Source organism: Microbispora sitophila, from assembly GCF_014892245.1.
In the GTDB taxonomy this organism is placed as follows: Bacteria; Actinomycetota; Actinomycetes; order Streptosporangiales; family Streptosporangiaceae; genus Microbispora; species Microbispora siamensis.
In genome coordinates this window covers 612,558-626,807 of sequence record NZ_JADBGC010000001.1, presented here as the reverse complement: position 1 = coordinate 626,807, position 14,250 = coordinate 612,558, and the positions used below count along the sequence as shown (strand labels likewise).

The 14,250-nt window shown below is 72.5% G+C and carries 13 protein-coding genes; 9 read left to right on the top strand and 4 right to left on the bottom strand.

Features of this window, described 5'->3' with window-relative positions:
• Positions 1-467 precede the first annotated feature (467 nt).
• Positions 468-2,606 carry an MMPL family transporter gene (locus tag IL992_RS02870; RefSeq protein ID WP_193201696.1) on the bottom strand — a complete coding sequence of 713 codons (2,139 nt, stop codon included), beginning with the start codon at positions 2,604-2,606 and terminating at the stop codon, positions 468-470.
• 87 nt (positions 2,607-2,693) lie between these two features.
• Here IL992_RS02870 and IL992_RS02865 point away from each other — a divergent pair, with 87 nt between their 5' ends.
• The 4 genes from IL992_RS02865 to IL992_RS02850 are packed head-to-tail and all read left to right on the top strand — an operon-like array spanning position 2,694 to position 6,575.
• Complete coding sequence (locus IL992_RS02865) at positions 2,694-3,311, top strand: TetR/AcrR family transcriptional regulator (RefSeq protein ID WP_226872092.1); 618 nt, start codon at positions 2,694-2,696, stop codon at positions 3,309-3,311.
• Positions 3,312-3,343: 32 nt separating this feature from the next.
• Positions 3,344-4,297, top strand: coding sequence for a DNA polymerase domain-containing protein (locus tag IL992_RS02860; protein ID WP_193201695.1), 954 nt, complete (start codon positions 3,344-3,346; stop codon positions 4,295-4,297).
• 36 nt (positions 4,298-4,333) lie between these two features.
• Positions 4,334-5,950 (top strand): MFS transporter, encoded by a 1,617-nt coding sequence (locus IL992_RS02855; RefSeq protein ID WP_193201694.1) that lies wholly within the window; start codon positions 4,334-4,336, stop codon positions 5,948-5,950.
• A gap of 16 nt (positions 5,951-5,966) precedes the next feature.
• Entirely contained in the window at positions 5,967-6,575 is a 609-nt protein-coding gene (locus IL992_RS02850; protein ID WP_193201693.1) for a TetR/AcrR family transcriptional regulator, read from the top strand.
• Positions 6,576-6,618: 43 nt separating this feature from the next.
• On the opposite strand, the gene IL992_RS02845 is transcribed toward IL992_RS02850, so the two are convergent.
• Entirely contained in the window at positions 6,619-7,443 is an 825-nt protein-coding gene (locus IL992_RS02845) for an SAM-dependent methyltransferase (RefSeq protein WP_193201692.1), read from the bottom strand.
• Between the two features lie 117 nt (positions 7,444-7,560).
• Between IL992_RS02845 and IL992_RS02840 the strand changes: the two genes are divergently transcribed.
• Both IL992_RS02840 and IL992_RS02835 read left to right on the top strand, forming a co-directional pair.
• Complete coding sequence (locus IL992_RS02840) at positions 7,561-7,950, top strand: VOC family protein (RefSeq protein ID WP_226872090.1); 390 nt, start codon at positions 7,561-7,563, stop codon at positions 7,948-7,950.
• Positions 7,951-8,051: 101 nt separating this feature from the next.
• A complete protein-coding gene (locus IL992_RS02835) occupies positions 8,052-8,909 on the top strand; it encodes a hypothetical protein (RefSeq protein ID WP_193201691.1) in 858 nt (285 codons plus the stop codon).
• 27 nt (positions 8,910-8,936) lie between these two features.
• Here IL992_RS02835 and IL992_RS02830 read toward each other — a convergent pair whose 3' ends face one another.
• Positions 8,937-9,800, bottom strand: coding sequence for an aldo/keto reductase (locus IL992_RS02830; RefSeq protein WP_193201690.1), 864 nt, complete (start codon positions 9,798-9,800; stop codon positions 8,937-8,939).
• A 115-nt stretch (positions 9,801-9,915) separates the two neighbouring features.
• Between IL992_RS02830 and IL992_RS02825 the strand changes: the two genes are divergently transcribed.
• From IL992_RS02825 to IL992_RS02815, 3 genes are all read left to right on the top strand, one after another.
• Complete coding sequence (locus IL992_RS02825) at positions 9,916-10,788, top strand: LysR family transcriptional regulator (protein ID WP_193201689.1); 873 nt, start codon at positions 9,916-9,918, stop codon at positions 10,786-10,788.
• Between the two features lie 103 nt (positions 10,789-10,891).
• Entirely contained in the window at positions 10,892-11,035 is a 144-nt protein-coding gene (locus tag IL992_RS02820) for a hypothetical protein (protein ID WP_179155563.1), read from the top strand.
• Between the two features lie 325 nt (positions 11,036-11,360).
• Complete coding sequence (locus IL992_RS02815; RefSeq protein ID WP_193201688.1) at positions 11,361-13,352, top strand: ArnT family glycosyltransferase; 1,992 nt, start codon at positions 11,361-11,363, stop codon at positions 13,350-13,352.
• Between the two features lie 6 nt (positions 13,353-13,358).
• On the opposite strand, the gene IL992_RS02810 is transcribed toward IL992_RS02815, so the two are convergent.
• Positions 13,359-14,189, bottom strand: coding sequence for an inositol monophosphatase family protein (locus tag IL992_RS02810; protein WP_226872088.1), 831 nt, complete (start codon positions 14,187-14,189; stop codon positions 13,359-13,361).
• Between the last annotated feature and the right edge of the window lie 61 nt (positions 14,190-14,250).

The window sequence follows — 14,250 nt, the reverse complement described above, 5'->3', positions numbered from 1 at the left end:
TCGTACCCTTCCTCGGCAAGATGATCGCTGGCATCGAGAGGAACTTTGCTCGTCTGAATGAGGCATTGAAGAGACACGTGGAATCGCTCCGGAATTGATGAGGGCCTTGTTTGCCCCGGGCCGGCGAGGAACTGGCGAGAAACCGACTGCGCGCGGGAAGTCATGCAATCATCCTCGTCTCAGTTTCATTCTTCGTATCGCTCCCAGGGTGTATGTGAGCGCCCGCAAACGAGATCAGCGGCGAGCGACACACAACCGGCACAAAGTGCCCATATACATAGACGCAGTCCAAATGTGGCGTTATTGTGCATCCATCGCAAACAATGGAGACGTTTGCCCCGCGGTGAGTCTCGCCGGAGCCGACATCCGGCCGGACAACCACGCAGGGCCGTACCGTAGCCGCCCGCGCGGCTACGGGCGTACTCGCGCTGAAGAGGAGCGGAAGTGCCGGCCAAGGACAGAAATCGTCAACGGCCGTTCTGCCAGGACCAGGTCGCACGGTTCGGACGGGGGCCCGGGGCCCACCAGTTGGCCGGACCGGCCAGCCTCATCAGCGCCGGCACGAGCACGCCGCGGATCAGCGTCGCGTCGACGGCGACCGTGAGCGCCATGCCGACGCCGAGCTGCTGCAGGAACACCACCCGTCCCGTGGCGTACGCCGCGAACGAGACGGCCAGGATGGCGGCGGCCGCGGTGACCAGCGGCGCGCTGCGGGCGATGCCCGCGGGCACGGACGCAAGGGCGTCGCCCGTCCGGTCGTACTCCTCCTTGATGCGCGCGAGCAGGAAGACCTCGTAGTCCATCGACAGCCCGTAGGCCACGCAGAACATCAGGATGGGGATGCTCGGCTCGATGGACCCGGTCGGCGTGAAGCCGAGCAGCCCGGACAGATGGCCGTCCTGGAAGACGAACACCAGTGCGCCCAACATCACCGACAGGCTCAGCAGGTTGAGCGCCGACGCCTTCAACGGCGCCACGACGCTGCCGGTCATGACGAAGAGCACCGCGAACGTCACCAGCACGATCAGCAGGCCGATCAGCGGCAGGCGCGCGGTCACGCCGTCCCGGTAGTCGGTCAGCTCGGCGGGGTAGCCGCCCACCTCCACCGCGAAGGGCGCCGGGACGGCCCGCACCTGGCGCACCAGCCCGGACGCGTCGGCGTCGAGACGATCGCTCGTCGCCACCACCGACAGCCACGTGCCGCGCCCGGCGGCGAAACGCGCATTCGCAGGCCCCGGAACCGGCCGGCCGTCCGCGTAGGACCCGGCGGCCGAGTCCACCCGCACCACGCCGTCGATCCGCGACAGCGCGGCGGCGTACGGCCCCGCCTGGGCGGCGCTCCCCTCCGGCGCGACCACGTGGACCGCGTCGGCCTCCTCCTGGGAGAAACCCGCCCTGATCTGGTCGTACATCTGCCGCACGGGCGCCGAGGACGGCAGCACCCGGTCGTCGGGCAGCCCGAAGCGGATGCCGAGGAAGGGCGACCCGAGCAGCAGCACGACCGCCAGCGCGGCCCCGCCGAACGCCAGCGGACGGTGCACCACGCGCAGGGCGAGACCGTGCCAGAACCCGGGGCGCTCGACCCGGGCGGAACCGGCACGCGCGACTCTGTGGCCCAGAAGGGCGAGCGCGGCCGGGAGCGCGACGGTCGCACCGGCCACCGCGGCGACCACGACCGCGACCCCCGCGTACGCGAAGGAGCGCAGGAACGGGAAGGGGAAGGCGAACAGCACCGACAGCGAGGCGGCGACGGTGACCCCGCTGAACAGCACTGTGCGCCCGGCGGTGCGGACGGTCCGCGTCACCGCCTCGGGCACCGGCAGGCCGCGCCGCAGCTCCTCACGGAACCGGAAGATCATGAACAGCCCGTAGTCGACCCCGAGCCCGACGCCCATGACCAGGGCGATGTTCGAGGCGAACGTCGAGACCTCGGTGAGAAGCACGACGCCGCGCAGCAGCGCCAGCGACCCGGCCACGGCGAAGATCCCGACACCGAGGGTGACCAGGGCCGCCGCGAGCCGCCGGTACACCAGCCACAGCAGCAGGAGGACCATCGGCAGCACGACCAGCTCGGCCCGGACGAAGTCCTGCCGGGCCTGTTCCATGACCGTGCGGAAGACCTCGTCGGAGCCTCCGGCCCGGACGTCGATCACGGCGTCGCTCCGGGTGAAGCGCGGGGTCAGGGCCGGCAGCACCTCACGGCGCACCCTGTCGGCGTCCCCGGGCACCCAGGCGAGCACCATCGCCTGCCGTCCGTCCCCGGAGCGCAGCGTGGCCACGCCTTGACGCGTCCAGTACGACCAGGCGTCGCCGACGCCGGGATAGGCCGCGAGCTCCCGGGTCAGCGCCTGTCCGGCCGCCTCGACGGGGCCGCTGTCGACCGTCCCTTGGCGGGCGGTGACCAGCAGCGCGACGTTGGGGCTGCCGGTGCGGAACAGCCGGGCGAGGTCGTCGCGCGCCCGCGCCGACTCGGAGCCCGGCGCCTCGAATCTGTTGAGGGACAGCGCGCCGATGGTCCCGGCGCCGACGACCCCGGCGATGAGCGCGATCAACACGCTCACCACGACGACCCATCCCGCTCTGCGTATGACGATTCCGTCCGGCACGAGCCCCCCTGCTAGTTTTACGAGCGATCATTCGTGTTTGAGACGAGAGAATACGAGCAATCACTCGTATTTTCAATGAGGGGTGCCATGGAAACCGAGGAGGCGCGGCCCCGGCGGCGGCAGGCGCGCGGCGAGCGGCGGATGAGCGAGATCCTCGACGCCGCGGCGGCGGTGTTCGCCGAGCAGGGTTACGAGAAGACCACGACGAACGCCATCGCGGCGGCGGCCGGGATCTCCCCCGGGTCGCTCTACCAGTTCTTCCGCAGCAAGGAGGCCGTCGCGCAGGCGCTCGCCGACCGGTTCACCGCCCAGATGCGCGACGCGCACGGGGAGGCGTTCGCCCCGGCCGACCTCGCCGCCATGGACCTGGACGACCTGATCGACCGGGTCGTCGATCCTTTGGTGGCGTTCAACGTCGCCAACCCGGGGTTCAAGGCGCTGTTCGCCCGCCCGGACATGCCGCCGGGCCTCGCGACGGCGGCCGGGCCGATCCAGTCGGCGCTGCTCGGCCGGGTCGAGGCCATCCTCGCCGTACGCGCTCCCCGCCTGTCCGCGTCGGAGCGGACCCGCAGCGCGCGCGTGCTCGTGCAGATCTTCCAGGCGATGACGCCGGTCGTGGTCGCGGCCTCCGAGGAGGAGCGGGAGGCCGAGGTGCGCGAACTGAAGAAGGTCCTGCGCGGCTATCTGGCCCCGCTGGGCGGTTGATTCCCGGGCCCGAGCGGGGGCATGTTGATCGGATGACCAGCGATGAGGTGCGCGACGGAGTCACGCTGACCAATCTCGACCAGCCCCTGTTCGACGGCGCGGGCGCGACCAAGCGCGACCTGGTCGACTACCTGGACGCGGTCCGCGACCGCGTCATCCCGGTATTGCGTGACCGGCCGCTGTCCGTCGTGCGGGTGCGGCAGGGCCAGGCGCCGTTCATGCAGAAGAACGTGCCCTCCTACGCCCCGGACTTCGTGCGGACGGTCACCCTATGGGCCGAGTCGTCCCAGCGGCGGGTGTCGTACGCGCTGTGCGACGACCGGCGCACGCTGCTGTGGCTCGCCAACCAGAGGGCGGTGGAGTATCACCCCGCCCTCGTCCACGCCGGCCACTGGGACCGTCCCACCCATCTCGTGCTCGACATCGACCCGCCGTCGGCCGAGGCGTTCCCCCAGGCCGTCGCCGCCGCCCGCCTGGTCGGCCGGGCGCTGGCCGACGCCGGCCTGGCGGGGGCGGTGAAGACCAGCGGCGCCAAGGGCCTGCACGTGTTCGTGCCGCTGGAGGCGCACACGACGGAGGACGTCGCCGCGGCGACCCGCGCGCTCGGCGTACGCGCCGAACGCCTCGACCCCGCCCTCGCCACGACGGCGTTCATCCGGGAGGACCGCGGGGACAGGGTGTTCATCGACTCGACCCGGTCCGGCGGGGCGACCGTGGTCGCGGCCTACAGCCCGCGCGTACGGCCCGGCGTCCCCGTGTCGTTCCCGGTGGCCTGGGAAGACCTGGACCGGATCGCCCCAGGCGACTTCACCGTGCACACGGCGGCGGGACTGCTGCGGGACGGTGACCCCTGGGCCGCGCTCATGCCGGAGCCCCAGGGGCTGCCCCGCGACCTGATCGAGGAAGGCCACACGATCCCGGTCGCCCGCGTCCAGGCCATGCACGAGGGCAAGCGCCGCGCCCGCGCCCGCCGCGCGACCTCGTGAGCAGGTTGGCGACAGCGTGTTGCTATAGTTCGCGACATGACGTCGCCAACATCGCGTCAAAGCTGGCTCCCCCTCGTCGTGCTCGCCACGGGCGTGTCGATGGTCGTCATCGACGCCACGATCGTGAACGTGGCGGTGCCCGCGATCATCGCCGACCTGGGCCTCGGCGCCACCGACGTGGAGTGGGTCAACTCGATCTACTCGCTGATGTTCGCGGCGCTGCTCATCCCGTTCGGCCGGGCCGGCGACCGGTACGGCAGGCGCCGCCTGTTCGCCCTGGGTGTCGCGGTCTTCCTGCTGGCGAGCGTGCTGGCGGCGATGTCGGTGAACGGGCCCATGCTCATCGGCGTCCGAGCCGTGCAGGGCGTGGGGGCGGCGATGGCCGTCCCGATGACCCTCGCGATCATCAACCGCGTCTATCTCGGCCGTCAGCGGGTGATCGCCTTCGCGGTGTGGGGCTCCATCATCGGCGGCATGGCCGCCGTCGGCCCGCTGGCGGGGGGCTGGCTCGTCACCGAGCACGGCTGGCGGGCCGCGTTCTGGGTCAACCTGCCCATCGGCGCGCTGCTCCTGCTCGGCTCGCTGCGGGTGCCCGAGTCGCGGGACGGCCACGCGGCGGGCGGCGACCTGGCCGGACTCGTCCTCGCCGTGCTCGGCACGACCGGCGTCGTCTTCGTGCTGATCGAGGGCCAGAAGTACGGCTGGTTGGAGCCGCGGCGGACCGCGGACCTGTTCGGCCTGCGGTTCGAGAGCGTCTCCCCCGTGCCGTTCGCCTTCGGCATCGGCATCCTCGCGCTGGTCGCCCTCGTCGTGCGCGAACGACGGCGCGAGCGCGCCGGCCGGCCCGTGCTCGTCGACCTGACGCTGTTCGAGCTGCCGAGCTTCCGCTACGGCGCGATGGCGGCGGTGATCGTGGCGCTCGGCGAGTTCGGCATGATCCTCGTGCTGCCGCTCTTCCTGCAGTCCGCGCTCGGCTACACCGCCTTCCGGGCCGGCCTCGTCATCGCCGCGCTGGCCCTCGGCACCTTCATCGCGGGCGGGCTGGTCCCCCCGCTGTCGAAGACGTTGTCCCCGCGGACCATCGTGCGGATCGGCCTGGGCATGGAGGCCGCCGGCGCGGCCGGCATCGGCCTGTCCCTCGCGCCGGACATGGGCCCCTGGCGGCCCGTCCCGTGGCTGCTCCTCTACGGCGCGGGCATCGGCTTCGCCACCGCGCAGCTCACCGGCGTCCTCATGGCCGACGTGCCGGAGCGTCTGTCCGGCGGCGCCTCCGCGCTCCAGAGCACGGTCCGCCAGCTCGGCGCGGCGCTGGGAGTCGCCATCCTGGGCGGGGTGCTGGTGGCCGGGCTCGGCTCGGCCGTCGAGCGCGGGCTCGCCGACCGGCCCGAACAGGTCCGCACGAGTGCGGCGCGCGCGGTCGAGGAGAGCGCCGGCGCCGCCATCCCCGCGCTCCGCGACCCGGTGGTCCACGCGGCGGCGGTCGAGGCCGCCGCCGAGGCGACCCGCAGGGTCACGTTCATCACGGCGCTGGCGCTGCTGGCCGGGGTCGGCGTCACCCTCCTGCTCCCCCGCACACCGGTCGTGAGGGACGAGTCGCCGGAGCCGGTCGCGGCGGGCGGGCCGGATACTGGAGGTCGCGACCCGGACATGTAGGAACCCTGGAGGGGAGATGCCGAGGATCAGCGCGGCGACCGTCGCGGATCACCGGGCCAACCAGCACGCCGCCCTGCTGGAGGCGGCGCGGGAGATCCTGGCCGCCGAGGGCGTGCACGCGCTCACCCCGGCGGCCGTCGGCGCCCGGATCGGCCTGGCCCGCTCCAGCGTCTACCGCTACTTCGCCTCCACCGCCGACATCCTGGCCCAGCTCGTGGAGGACGCCTTTCCCCGCTGGTCGGCCCGGCTGCGCACCGCCATCGCCCCCGCCGCCGGGCCGGACGGCTCGCTGCCCGTCAGGATCCGCGCGTACGGCAGGGCCGCGCTCGACTTCGTCGGCAGCCCCGACTACGCGCTGATCCCGGCGCTGCAGGCGATCGGGCTGCCGGGCGAGTGCCGGGTCCGGGTGGACGAGCTGCACGGCGACCTGATCGCACCGCTCGCCGACGCGCTGCGCGAGGCCGGGGCCGACCATCCGGCGCTGCGGGCCGAGCTGGCGTGGGGCGTGCTCCGGGCGGGGGCCCGCCGCCTCATGCCCGACGCGCCGGCGCATGACGCGGAGCCCGTGGGCGCGGACGAGATCATCGAGATCACCCTCGACGTGCTCACCCGCGCCCTGCGCTGATCCCTGCTGAGGCTGTTCGGGACGATGACCTCGGTGGGGCCGCTCACGGCTTGCGGCCGACGGCTCCCAGAATGCCGGAGTCGCCCGGGTCCGTCGGCACCTCCCAGGGGACGTCGGGCCGCCACGCCTGCACGGGGACCAGGCCGGGCTCCAGGACCTCCAGCCCGTCGAAGTACGACATGATCCGCGCCAGCGACCGGCCCGCCAGCCCGCCGGAGGAGGTGGCCGAGTAGACCTGCTTGCTCGCCTCGACGACCTCCTCCTGGATGTCCCCCTTGTAGATGTGCGACAGCACCAGGTGGCCGCCCGGGACCAGCCGTTCCCGTATCTCCGCCACGATGCGGGCGGCGGTCTCGTCCTCGGTCACGAAGTGCAGCACCGAGACCAGGAGCACGGCGAACGGCCGGGTGAAGTCGATGTGGGCCCGCACCGCCGGATCGTCGAAGATGGCGCCGGGGTCGCGCAGGTCACCGCTCATCACCATCGTGTCCGGGTTGTCGGCCAGCAGCGCCCGCGCGTGGACGAGGACGACCGGGTCGTTGTCCACGTACACGACCCGCGAGCCCGGGGCGTGCCGATGCGCGACCTGGTGGACGTTCTCCTGCGTCGGCAGCCCCGCGCCGATGTCGATGAACTGGGTGACGCCCGACTCGGCCAGGTGCCGTACGGCGCGGCCGAGGAAACCGCGGTTCTCCCGGGCGATCTCCCGCCCGTCGTTGCCCATCTGCCGGCCAATTGCGAGCATCTTCTCGGCGGCCTCCCGGTCGGCCGGGAAGTTGTCCTTGCCGCCCAGGTAGTAGTCGTACATCCGGGCGACGCTGGGGACGGTGGGATCGATGCCCGCCGGTGCCTGTTCGAGATCGTCCATGCGTCCGCTCCTCGCCGATGGGATCGCTCCCACGGATTCTATGGCCTTGATGATCTTCCCCTGAGATTCATCCGCGGGCAATGGGGCAGCGGCACGCCGACGATCTCAGGAGGACGCATGACGCCACACATGACCCTGACGGCGGCGGTGCTCAACGCACCCGACGCACGCGAACTGGCGGCCTTCTACCAGCGGCTGCTGGGCTGGCCGATCGACGACGACGAACCCGGATGGGTGACGGTGCGCCCGCCTGGCGGCGGGACGGGCCTGTCGTTCCAGACCGAGAAGCTGTACGAGCGGCCCGTATGGCCAGCGGAGCCCGGGGAGCAGCAGATGATGCTCCACCTGGACATCGAGGTGGACGACCTCGACACGGCCGGGGCCCACGCCGTCGAGGCGGGCGCGACCCTCGCCGACCACCAGCCGCAGGACGACGTGCGGGTCTACCTCGATCCGGCGGGGCACCCGTTCTGCCTCTGGGTCAAGACGGACCGACCGGCCCCCTGATGATCTGGCGGCGAGGACGACGGGCATGTGAAAGCGGATTAATGCGGGCGACACTCCACGGACCGTGACCGCGTAACAACGTCTGGTCAGACTTCCGGGGTATGAGCGAACCGAGAAATGCCGCCGACGGGGGCGGACACGCGTCTCCCGGACCGCATCCCCGGCACCCGCATCCCCGTAGTCATCACGGCGTCCGGTCCTGGCGGCGGGAGATCGCGGAGCTGGCCGCGCTCTTCCTCGCCGTCGGCCTCGCCCACGTGCTCACCACCCTGCTCGGCCACCGGGACCCCGGCCCGGTGGTCCTCGTCGGTCTCGGCCTGGCGCTGATCCTCGGCTCGGCCGCACACAAGCGACTGTCGGCCTCGGGCGGCGTACGGCTGCGCGCCCGGGTCAGGGCCGAGCAGCCCACGAGCCTGTGGCGGGTGCGGGCCAGGGTCGCCGAGCGCCCCGGCCGCCTCGCCGCGCTCGCCGGAGCGTTCGCCCGGCTGCGCTGCAACGTCCTCGCCCTGCAGATCGCGCCCGCCGGAAGCGCGTCGATGATGCCCGGAGGCTGCGACGCCCTGGACGAGTTCATCGTCGAGGCCCCGGCCTCGCTGACGCCCCTCGATCTGTGGCGCGCGGTCGACCGGGCCGGCGGGGCGGACGCCGTCATCGTCCCCGCCCAGGTCAGAGACCTCATCGACCCCGGCATCCAGGCGCTGCTGCTGGGCCGGCGCGTACGCGACGACCCGGGCGAGCTGGTCGCGGCCATGACCGAGCTGCTGCGCACGGCGGACATCCGGCCGCACGATCCCGGCGAGGCGGCTCCCGAGGGAGAACCGACCGTGATGGCCATTCCGGTGCCCGACGGCGGCGTGCTGGTGGCGCGGCGGCCGGACCTGCCGTTCACACCGACCGAGACGGCGCGGGCCGCCGCGCTGGCCGCGGCGGCCCGGCACCGTCAGTGGGCGGACGAGTGAGCCCGTCCCGGACGAGTGAGTCGGTCCTCAGCCCGCCGCGTCGAGCCGGCCGAGCTCCTCGGGCGACAGCTCCAGGTCCACCGCCTTCACCGAGTCGAGGATCGTCTCCGGCCGTGACGAGCCGGGGATCGGAATGACCACGGGCGCCTTGGCCAGCATCCAGGCCAGGCACACCTGCTGCGGGCTCACGTTGTGGGCCCGCGCCACCTCCGCGAACGGCGCGAAGCGCGAGCCCAGCTCGCCCGCCCTGGAGATGCCGCCGAGCGGGCTCCAGGGCAGGAACGCGATGCCCAGCTCCGCGCACAGCTCCAGCTCAGGCTCGCTGGAGCGGAAGGCCGGGGAGAACTGGTTCTGCACGCTGACCAGACGGCCGCCGAGGATGTCGTTGGACTGGCGGATCTGCTCGGGGTTCGCGTTCGAGATGCCCGCGTAGCGGATCTTGCCCGCGTCCAGCAGGTCGCGGATCGCCCCGACCGAGTCCTCGTACGGCACCCGCGGGTCGGGCCGATGGAACTGGTAGAGGCCGATCGCGTCGACGCCCAGCCTCTTGAGCGAGGCGTCGCAGGCCTGCTTCAGGTAGTCGGGCGAGCCGTTGAGCGTCCACGAGCCGTCACCCGGACGCAGGTGCCCGCCCTTGGTGGCGACCAGCACGTCCGAGGTGTCCCCGTCGTAGCTCGCCAGAGCCTTGGCGATCAACAGCTCGTTGTGGCCCACCTCGTCCGCGTGCAGGTGATAGGCGTCGGCCGTGTCGATCAGCGTCACCCCGGCGTCCAGTGCCGCATGGATGGTCGCGATGGAGCGCTGCTCGTCGGGCCGCCCCTCGATGGACATCGGCATGGCCCCGAGACCGATCGCGCCGACCTGCACGTCGCCGATACGGCGAGTCCGCATGGAAGATCCCCCTTCGAAGGACACAGATCTGAGTTCTGTGTCCTATCCTGCGAATCCGGCATTAAGCCGTCCAACAGAAGATTCCGATCGCATTGAGCAGCGTGGGTGATGAGCGGTGGAGCTGCGGCAGCTCAGATACTTCGTGGCGGTCGCCGAGGAGAGCCACTTCACCCGGGCGGCCGAGCGCCTGCACATCGCGCAGTCCGGGCTTTCGGCGTCCATCCGCGCGCTCGAACGGGAGCTTGGCGCCGACCTGTTCCGGCGCAACACCCGGCAGGTGCGGCTCACGCCCGAGGGCCGGGCACTGCTGGTGGAGGCCCGGCGGGCGCTCGCGGCGAGCGACGCGGCCCGTGACGCCGTGGCCGCCGTGCGCGGCCTGCTGCGCGGATCGCTGTCCATCGGCTCCCTGCAGTGCCTGCACGCGGTGGACCTGCCGGCGGTGCTCGCCGGGTTCGTGGCGGCCCATCCCGGCCTCGACATCCGGCTGCGCCACGGCGGCTCGGGCGAGCTGGTCGAGCAGGTGCGCGAGGGCCGCCTCGACCTCGCCCTGGTGTCGCGCCCGGCCCGCGAGCCCGACGACGTCGTGATGACCCCTCTCGCGGCCGAGCCGCTCGTGCTGGCCTGCGCGCCGGGACACCCGCTGGCCGTGCTCGGGAGGGTGGGACTGGAGGCGCTGCGGGGCGAGCGGTTCGTGGACTTCCCGCCCGACTGGGGCACCCGGACGCGGGCCGACGAGGCGCTCGCCGCCTCCGGGGTCGACCGGCACGTGGCGCTGGAGGTCACCGACGTCCACTCTCTGCTCGACCTCGTGGGGAACGGCCTCGGCGTCGCCCTGGTCCCGCGGTCGTTCTCGGCGAAGACCCGCCGCGTGCGCTTCCTGGAGCTCGCCGACCCGGCTCCGATGTGGGAGACCGTGGCGGTGAGCGGAGCCCCCGGCGGCGCCGCGGCGACGGCGCTGCTGGACGAGATCCATCGCGCCACTCGATAGCTTTCTAGTCAAAAATCGCCCAAGTTGGTATATAACACCTCATAAGGCTTTGGGGTTCGGCCCTGGGCCACCCGAACAGCCGACGACCACGAAGGCGGCTCTCATGAGCGTGCACGTCCACGTCCGCCTCAACGACGGTTACGCCGTCACCGAGGACGGACAACTGCTGGAGCTGAGCAGTTGCCACTGCGGCGCCTCGTGGGAGACGACCTACCGGGTGGACGAGGGCGAGCCCGAGAGCATCTGAGCCACCGGGATCCCGGCGTTGGTGAGGTCTTCACGAAACTTGGCCGAGCCGGTCACCACCACGAACCTCGGCCGGGCCGGTCACTGCGCCGGAAGGAACCTCCGGTCCTCGCGAAGCCCGCTCCGCTGGGCCTTCGCTGCGGTCCTCGCTCCCTTCCGCTCCGCTCCCTCGATCCCCGTGACGTCTGCAGAAAGCGGCACCGGCGGCCCCCGGGGCCATGGGCGCGGGCGGCTTCCTTCATCGGATCCTCATGCAGATCTCAGCGCAGGACGAGACGCGCTTCCTAGCGTCGTGAGACGACGACACGACGCGAAGGACGATCCCGGTGACCGTTGACACACTCCGCCCGCCCCGGCCGGCCGTGGGAGCCATATCCCGCCGGGCTCCCGCCCGGCTCGCCCCGGCCGTACTGCTCGCCGCCACGGCGGTGCTGTACGTCTGGGGGCTGAGCGCCTCCGGCTGGGCCAACTCCTTCTACTCGGCGGCCGTCCAGGCGGGCAGCGCGAGCTGGTCGGCCTTCTTCTTCGGCGCCTCCGACGCGGCGGGCGCCATCACCGTGGACAAGACGCCCGCCGCGCTGTGGCCGATGGCCCTCAGCGTGCGGCTGTTCGGGCTCAACTCCTGGAGCATCCTGGTCCCCCAGGCGCTGATGGGCACGGCCGCCGTGGGCGTGCTGTACGCCACCGTCCGCCGCCGCTTCCCCGTCTGGGCGGCGCTGCTGGCGGGCGCGGTCATGGCGCTGACCCCGGTGGCCGTGTTGATGTTCCGCTTCAACAACCCCGACGCGCTGCTGGTGCTGCTGCTCACGCTGGCGGCGTACTGCCTGGTGCGGGCGCAGGAGAAGGCGGACACCCGCTGGCTGGTCCTCGCCGGGCTCTGCGTCGGCAGCGGCTTCCTCGCCAAGATGCTCCAGGCGTTCCTCGTGCTGCCGGGCTTCGCGCTCGTCTACCTGGTCACGGCACCGGCGAGCCTGCGCCGGCGGCTCGGCCAGCTCGCCCTCGCGGGCCTGGCCGTCCTCGTGTCGGCCGGATGGTGGCCGGCGATCGTCGCGGCGATCCCCGCGGACTCCCGGCCGTACATCGGAGGGTCGCAGGACAACAGCGTGCTGGAGCTCGCGCTCGGCTACAACGGCCTGGGCCGGCTCAACGGCGACGAGGCCGGCGGGCTCGGCAACACCAACCAGCAGGCCGGGCTGCTGCGCCTGTTCGACACCGAGGTCGGCGGGCAGATCTCCTGGCTGCTGCCCGCCGCGCTCACCCTGCTGGTGGCCGGACTGTGGCTGCTGCGCCGAGCGCCGCGTACCGACCCGGCCCGCGCCGCGCTCGGCGTGTGGGGCGGCTGGCTGCTGGTGACCGGCCTGGTCTTCAGCCTGATGCAGGGGATCTTCCACGCGTACTACACGGTCGCGCTGGCCCCGCCCGTCGCCGCGCTCGTGGGCACGGGCGCGGCCCTGCTCTGGGAGCGCAGGCGCCGCCCCGCCGCCGTCGTCACGCTCGCGGCGACCGTGGTCGTGACCGCCTGGTGGGCTTCGGTGCTGCTGTCGCGCACGTCCGGCCGGCTTCCCTGGCTGGCGCTTGCGGTCCCGGCCGCCGGCGCGGTGGCCGCCGTGGCGATCCTCACCCTGCGGCGGGCGCGCGTGCGGCTGTTCGCCACGGCCGCCGTCGTGGGGCTCGTGGCCTGCCTGGCCGGCCCCGCGGCGTACGCGGTGGAGACGGCGGCCACCCCGCACACGGGCGCGATCCCGTCGGCGGGACCGAGCGGCTTCGGCGGACCCGGCGGCTTCGGCGCGCGCGGAGCCTTCGGACGGGGCGGCTTCAACGGCGGTCCGCGTGGCGCGTTCCCCGGCCGGCCCGGTCAGGGCGGACTCTCCGGCGGGCTCGGCGGCGGGCGCGGCATGGGCGGCCCGGGAGGTGGCCCAGCAGGTGGTGCTGGTGGCGGGCTGCTGAACGCGGCGACGCCCGGCGCCGCGCTCACCGCACTGCTGTCCGCCGGCGCGGGGCGCTACACCTGGGTCGCGGCGACCGTCGGCTCCAACAACGCCGCCGGATATCAACTGGCCACCGAGGAACCCGTCATGGCCGTCGGCGGCTTCAACGGCACCGACCCCGCGCCCACGCTGGCGCGGTTCCAGCAGTACGTCACGGAGGGACGGATCCACTACTTCATCGGCATGGGCATGGGCCGCGGCGGGACGAGCGGCAGCGAGGAGGCCAGCCGGATCGCCGCCTGGGTGCAGGAGACCTTCGAGCCGCGGACTGTGGACGGCGTCACGGTCTTCGACCTCACCACCGCGGCCACTCCGGCGACGGCCGCCTGACCGTGCTCACCGATCGGCGCGGGCGATGATCTCCACCAACGCGGTGTGCGTCTCCCGGTCGGCAGCCACGACGAGCCCGCCGGCGCCAGTGTGTAGCGGCTCGCCGTGGATGCCGGTCACCACGCATCCCGCGGCCTGACACACCGCGATTCCGCTCGCGAAGTGCACGCTGTCGCGCAGATGGCCGTCGGTGACGTACCCGGCGCGCCGGCCGGTGGCGACCCACGCCACCGCCAGGGTGGTGGAGACGACCCGCGGGTGGAAACGCTCGGCGAAGCCCGGATCGGCGAGGAGCCCGGCGGCCCGGAAGGCCGGTGCGTTCGGGAACGGCGGATCGAGGTTGACGTCCACCAGTCGCGACTCCGCCGACGGCGTGAGCGGCTCGTCCACGGCGTCGCGGCGGACGTAGGCGTGCACGCCGTCCGTCCAGAACACCTCGTCCGCGAACGGGTCGGCACAGGCCGCAGCCGTGATGGCCGAGCCCACGCGCAGGGCGACGTTCACCGCGACGAGCATGGTGCGCGCGGCGTAGTTCCGCGTGCCGCACAGGGGATCGACCAGCCACATGCGCTCCGCGCCGTCCCGCCCGGTGCGTCCGCTCTCCTCGCCCGTCACGGCGTCGTCCGGACGAGCCGTGCGGATGACGTCGAGTATGGCCTTCTCCGCTTCGATGTCCGCGACCGTGGCGAAGTCGTCCGCGGATTTCGCGAAGCGCGTCAGCGATGTCCCCCACATGGTGCGCACGACGGCGGCTCCGGCCTGCGCCGCCGTCAGGGCCAGTTCCTCGTCCGTGATCGACACGAAGAACAGGACTATCACGATGGTCGGCGCCGTCATGCTGCGCGGGTGCGGGGCTCTCCCCAAGGCGATCGGTTCTCACTAGGCTGATCCAGAAGTT

What these genes read in the sequence shown, in the direction of transcription:
- IL992_RS02865 (WP_226872092.1), top strand. Translation starts at nt 2,694, where the DNA reads ATGGAAACCGAGGAGGCGCGGCCCCGGCGGCGGCAGGCGCGCGGCGAG.
- IL992_RS02860 (WP_193201695.1), top strand. Translation starts at nt 3,344, where the DNA reads ATGACCAGCGATGAGGTGCGCGACGGAGTCACGCTGACCAATCTCGAC.
- IL992_RS02855 (WP_193201694.1), top strand. Translation starts at nt 4,334, where the DNA reads ATGACGTCGCCAACATCGCGTCAAAGCTGGCTCCCCCTCGTCGTGCTC.
- IL992_RS02850 (WP_193201693.1), top strand. Translation starts at nt 5,967, where the DNA reads ATGCCGAGGATCAGCGCGGCGACCGTCGCGGATCACCGGGCCAACCAG.
- IL992_RS02845 (WP_193201692.1), bottom strand. Translation starts at nt 7,443, where the DNA reads ATGGACGATCTCGAACAGGCACCGGCGGGCATCGATCCCACCGTCCCC.
- IL992_RS02840 (WP_226872090.1), top strand. Translation starts at nt 7,561, where the DNA reads ATGACGCCACACATGACCCTGACGGCGGCGGTGCTCAACGCACCCGAC.
- IL992_RS02835 (WP_193201691.1), top strand. Translation starts at nt 8,052, where the DNA reads ATGAGCGAACCGAGAAATGCCGCCGACGGGGGCGGACACGCGTCTCCC.
- IL992_RS02830 (WP_193201690.1), bottom strand. Translation starts at nt 9,800, where the DNA reads ATGCGGACTCGCCGTATCGGCGACGTGCAGGTCGGCGCGATCGGTCTC.
- IL992_RS02820 (WP_179155563.1), top strand. Translation starts at nt 10,892, where the DNA reads ATGAGCGTGCACGTCCACGTCCGCCTCAACGACGGTTACGCCGTCACC.
- IL992_RS02810 (WP_226872088.1), bottom strand. Translation starts at nt 14,189, where the DNA reads ATGACGGCGCCGACCATCGTGATAGTCCTGTTCTTCGTGTCGATCACG.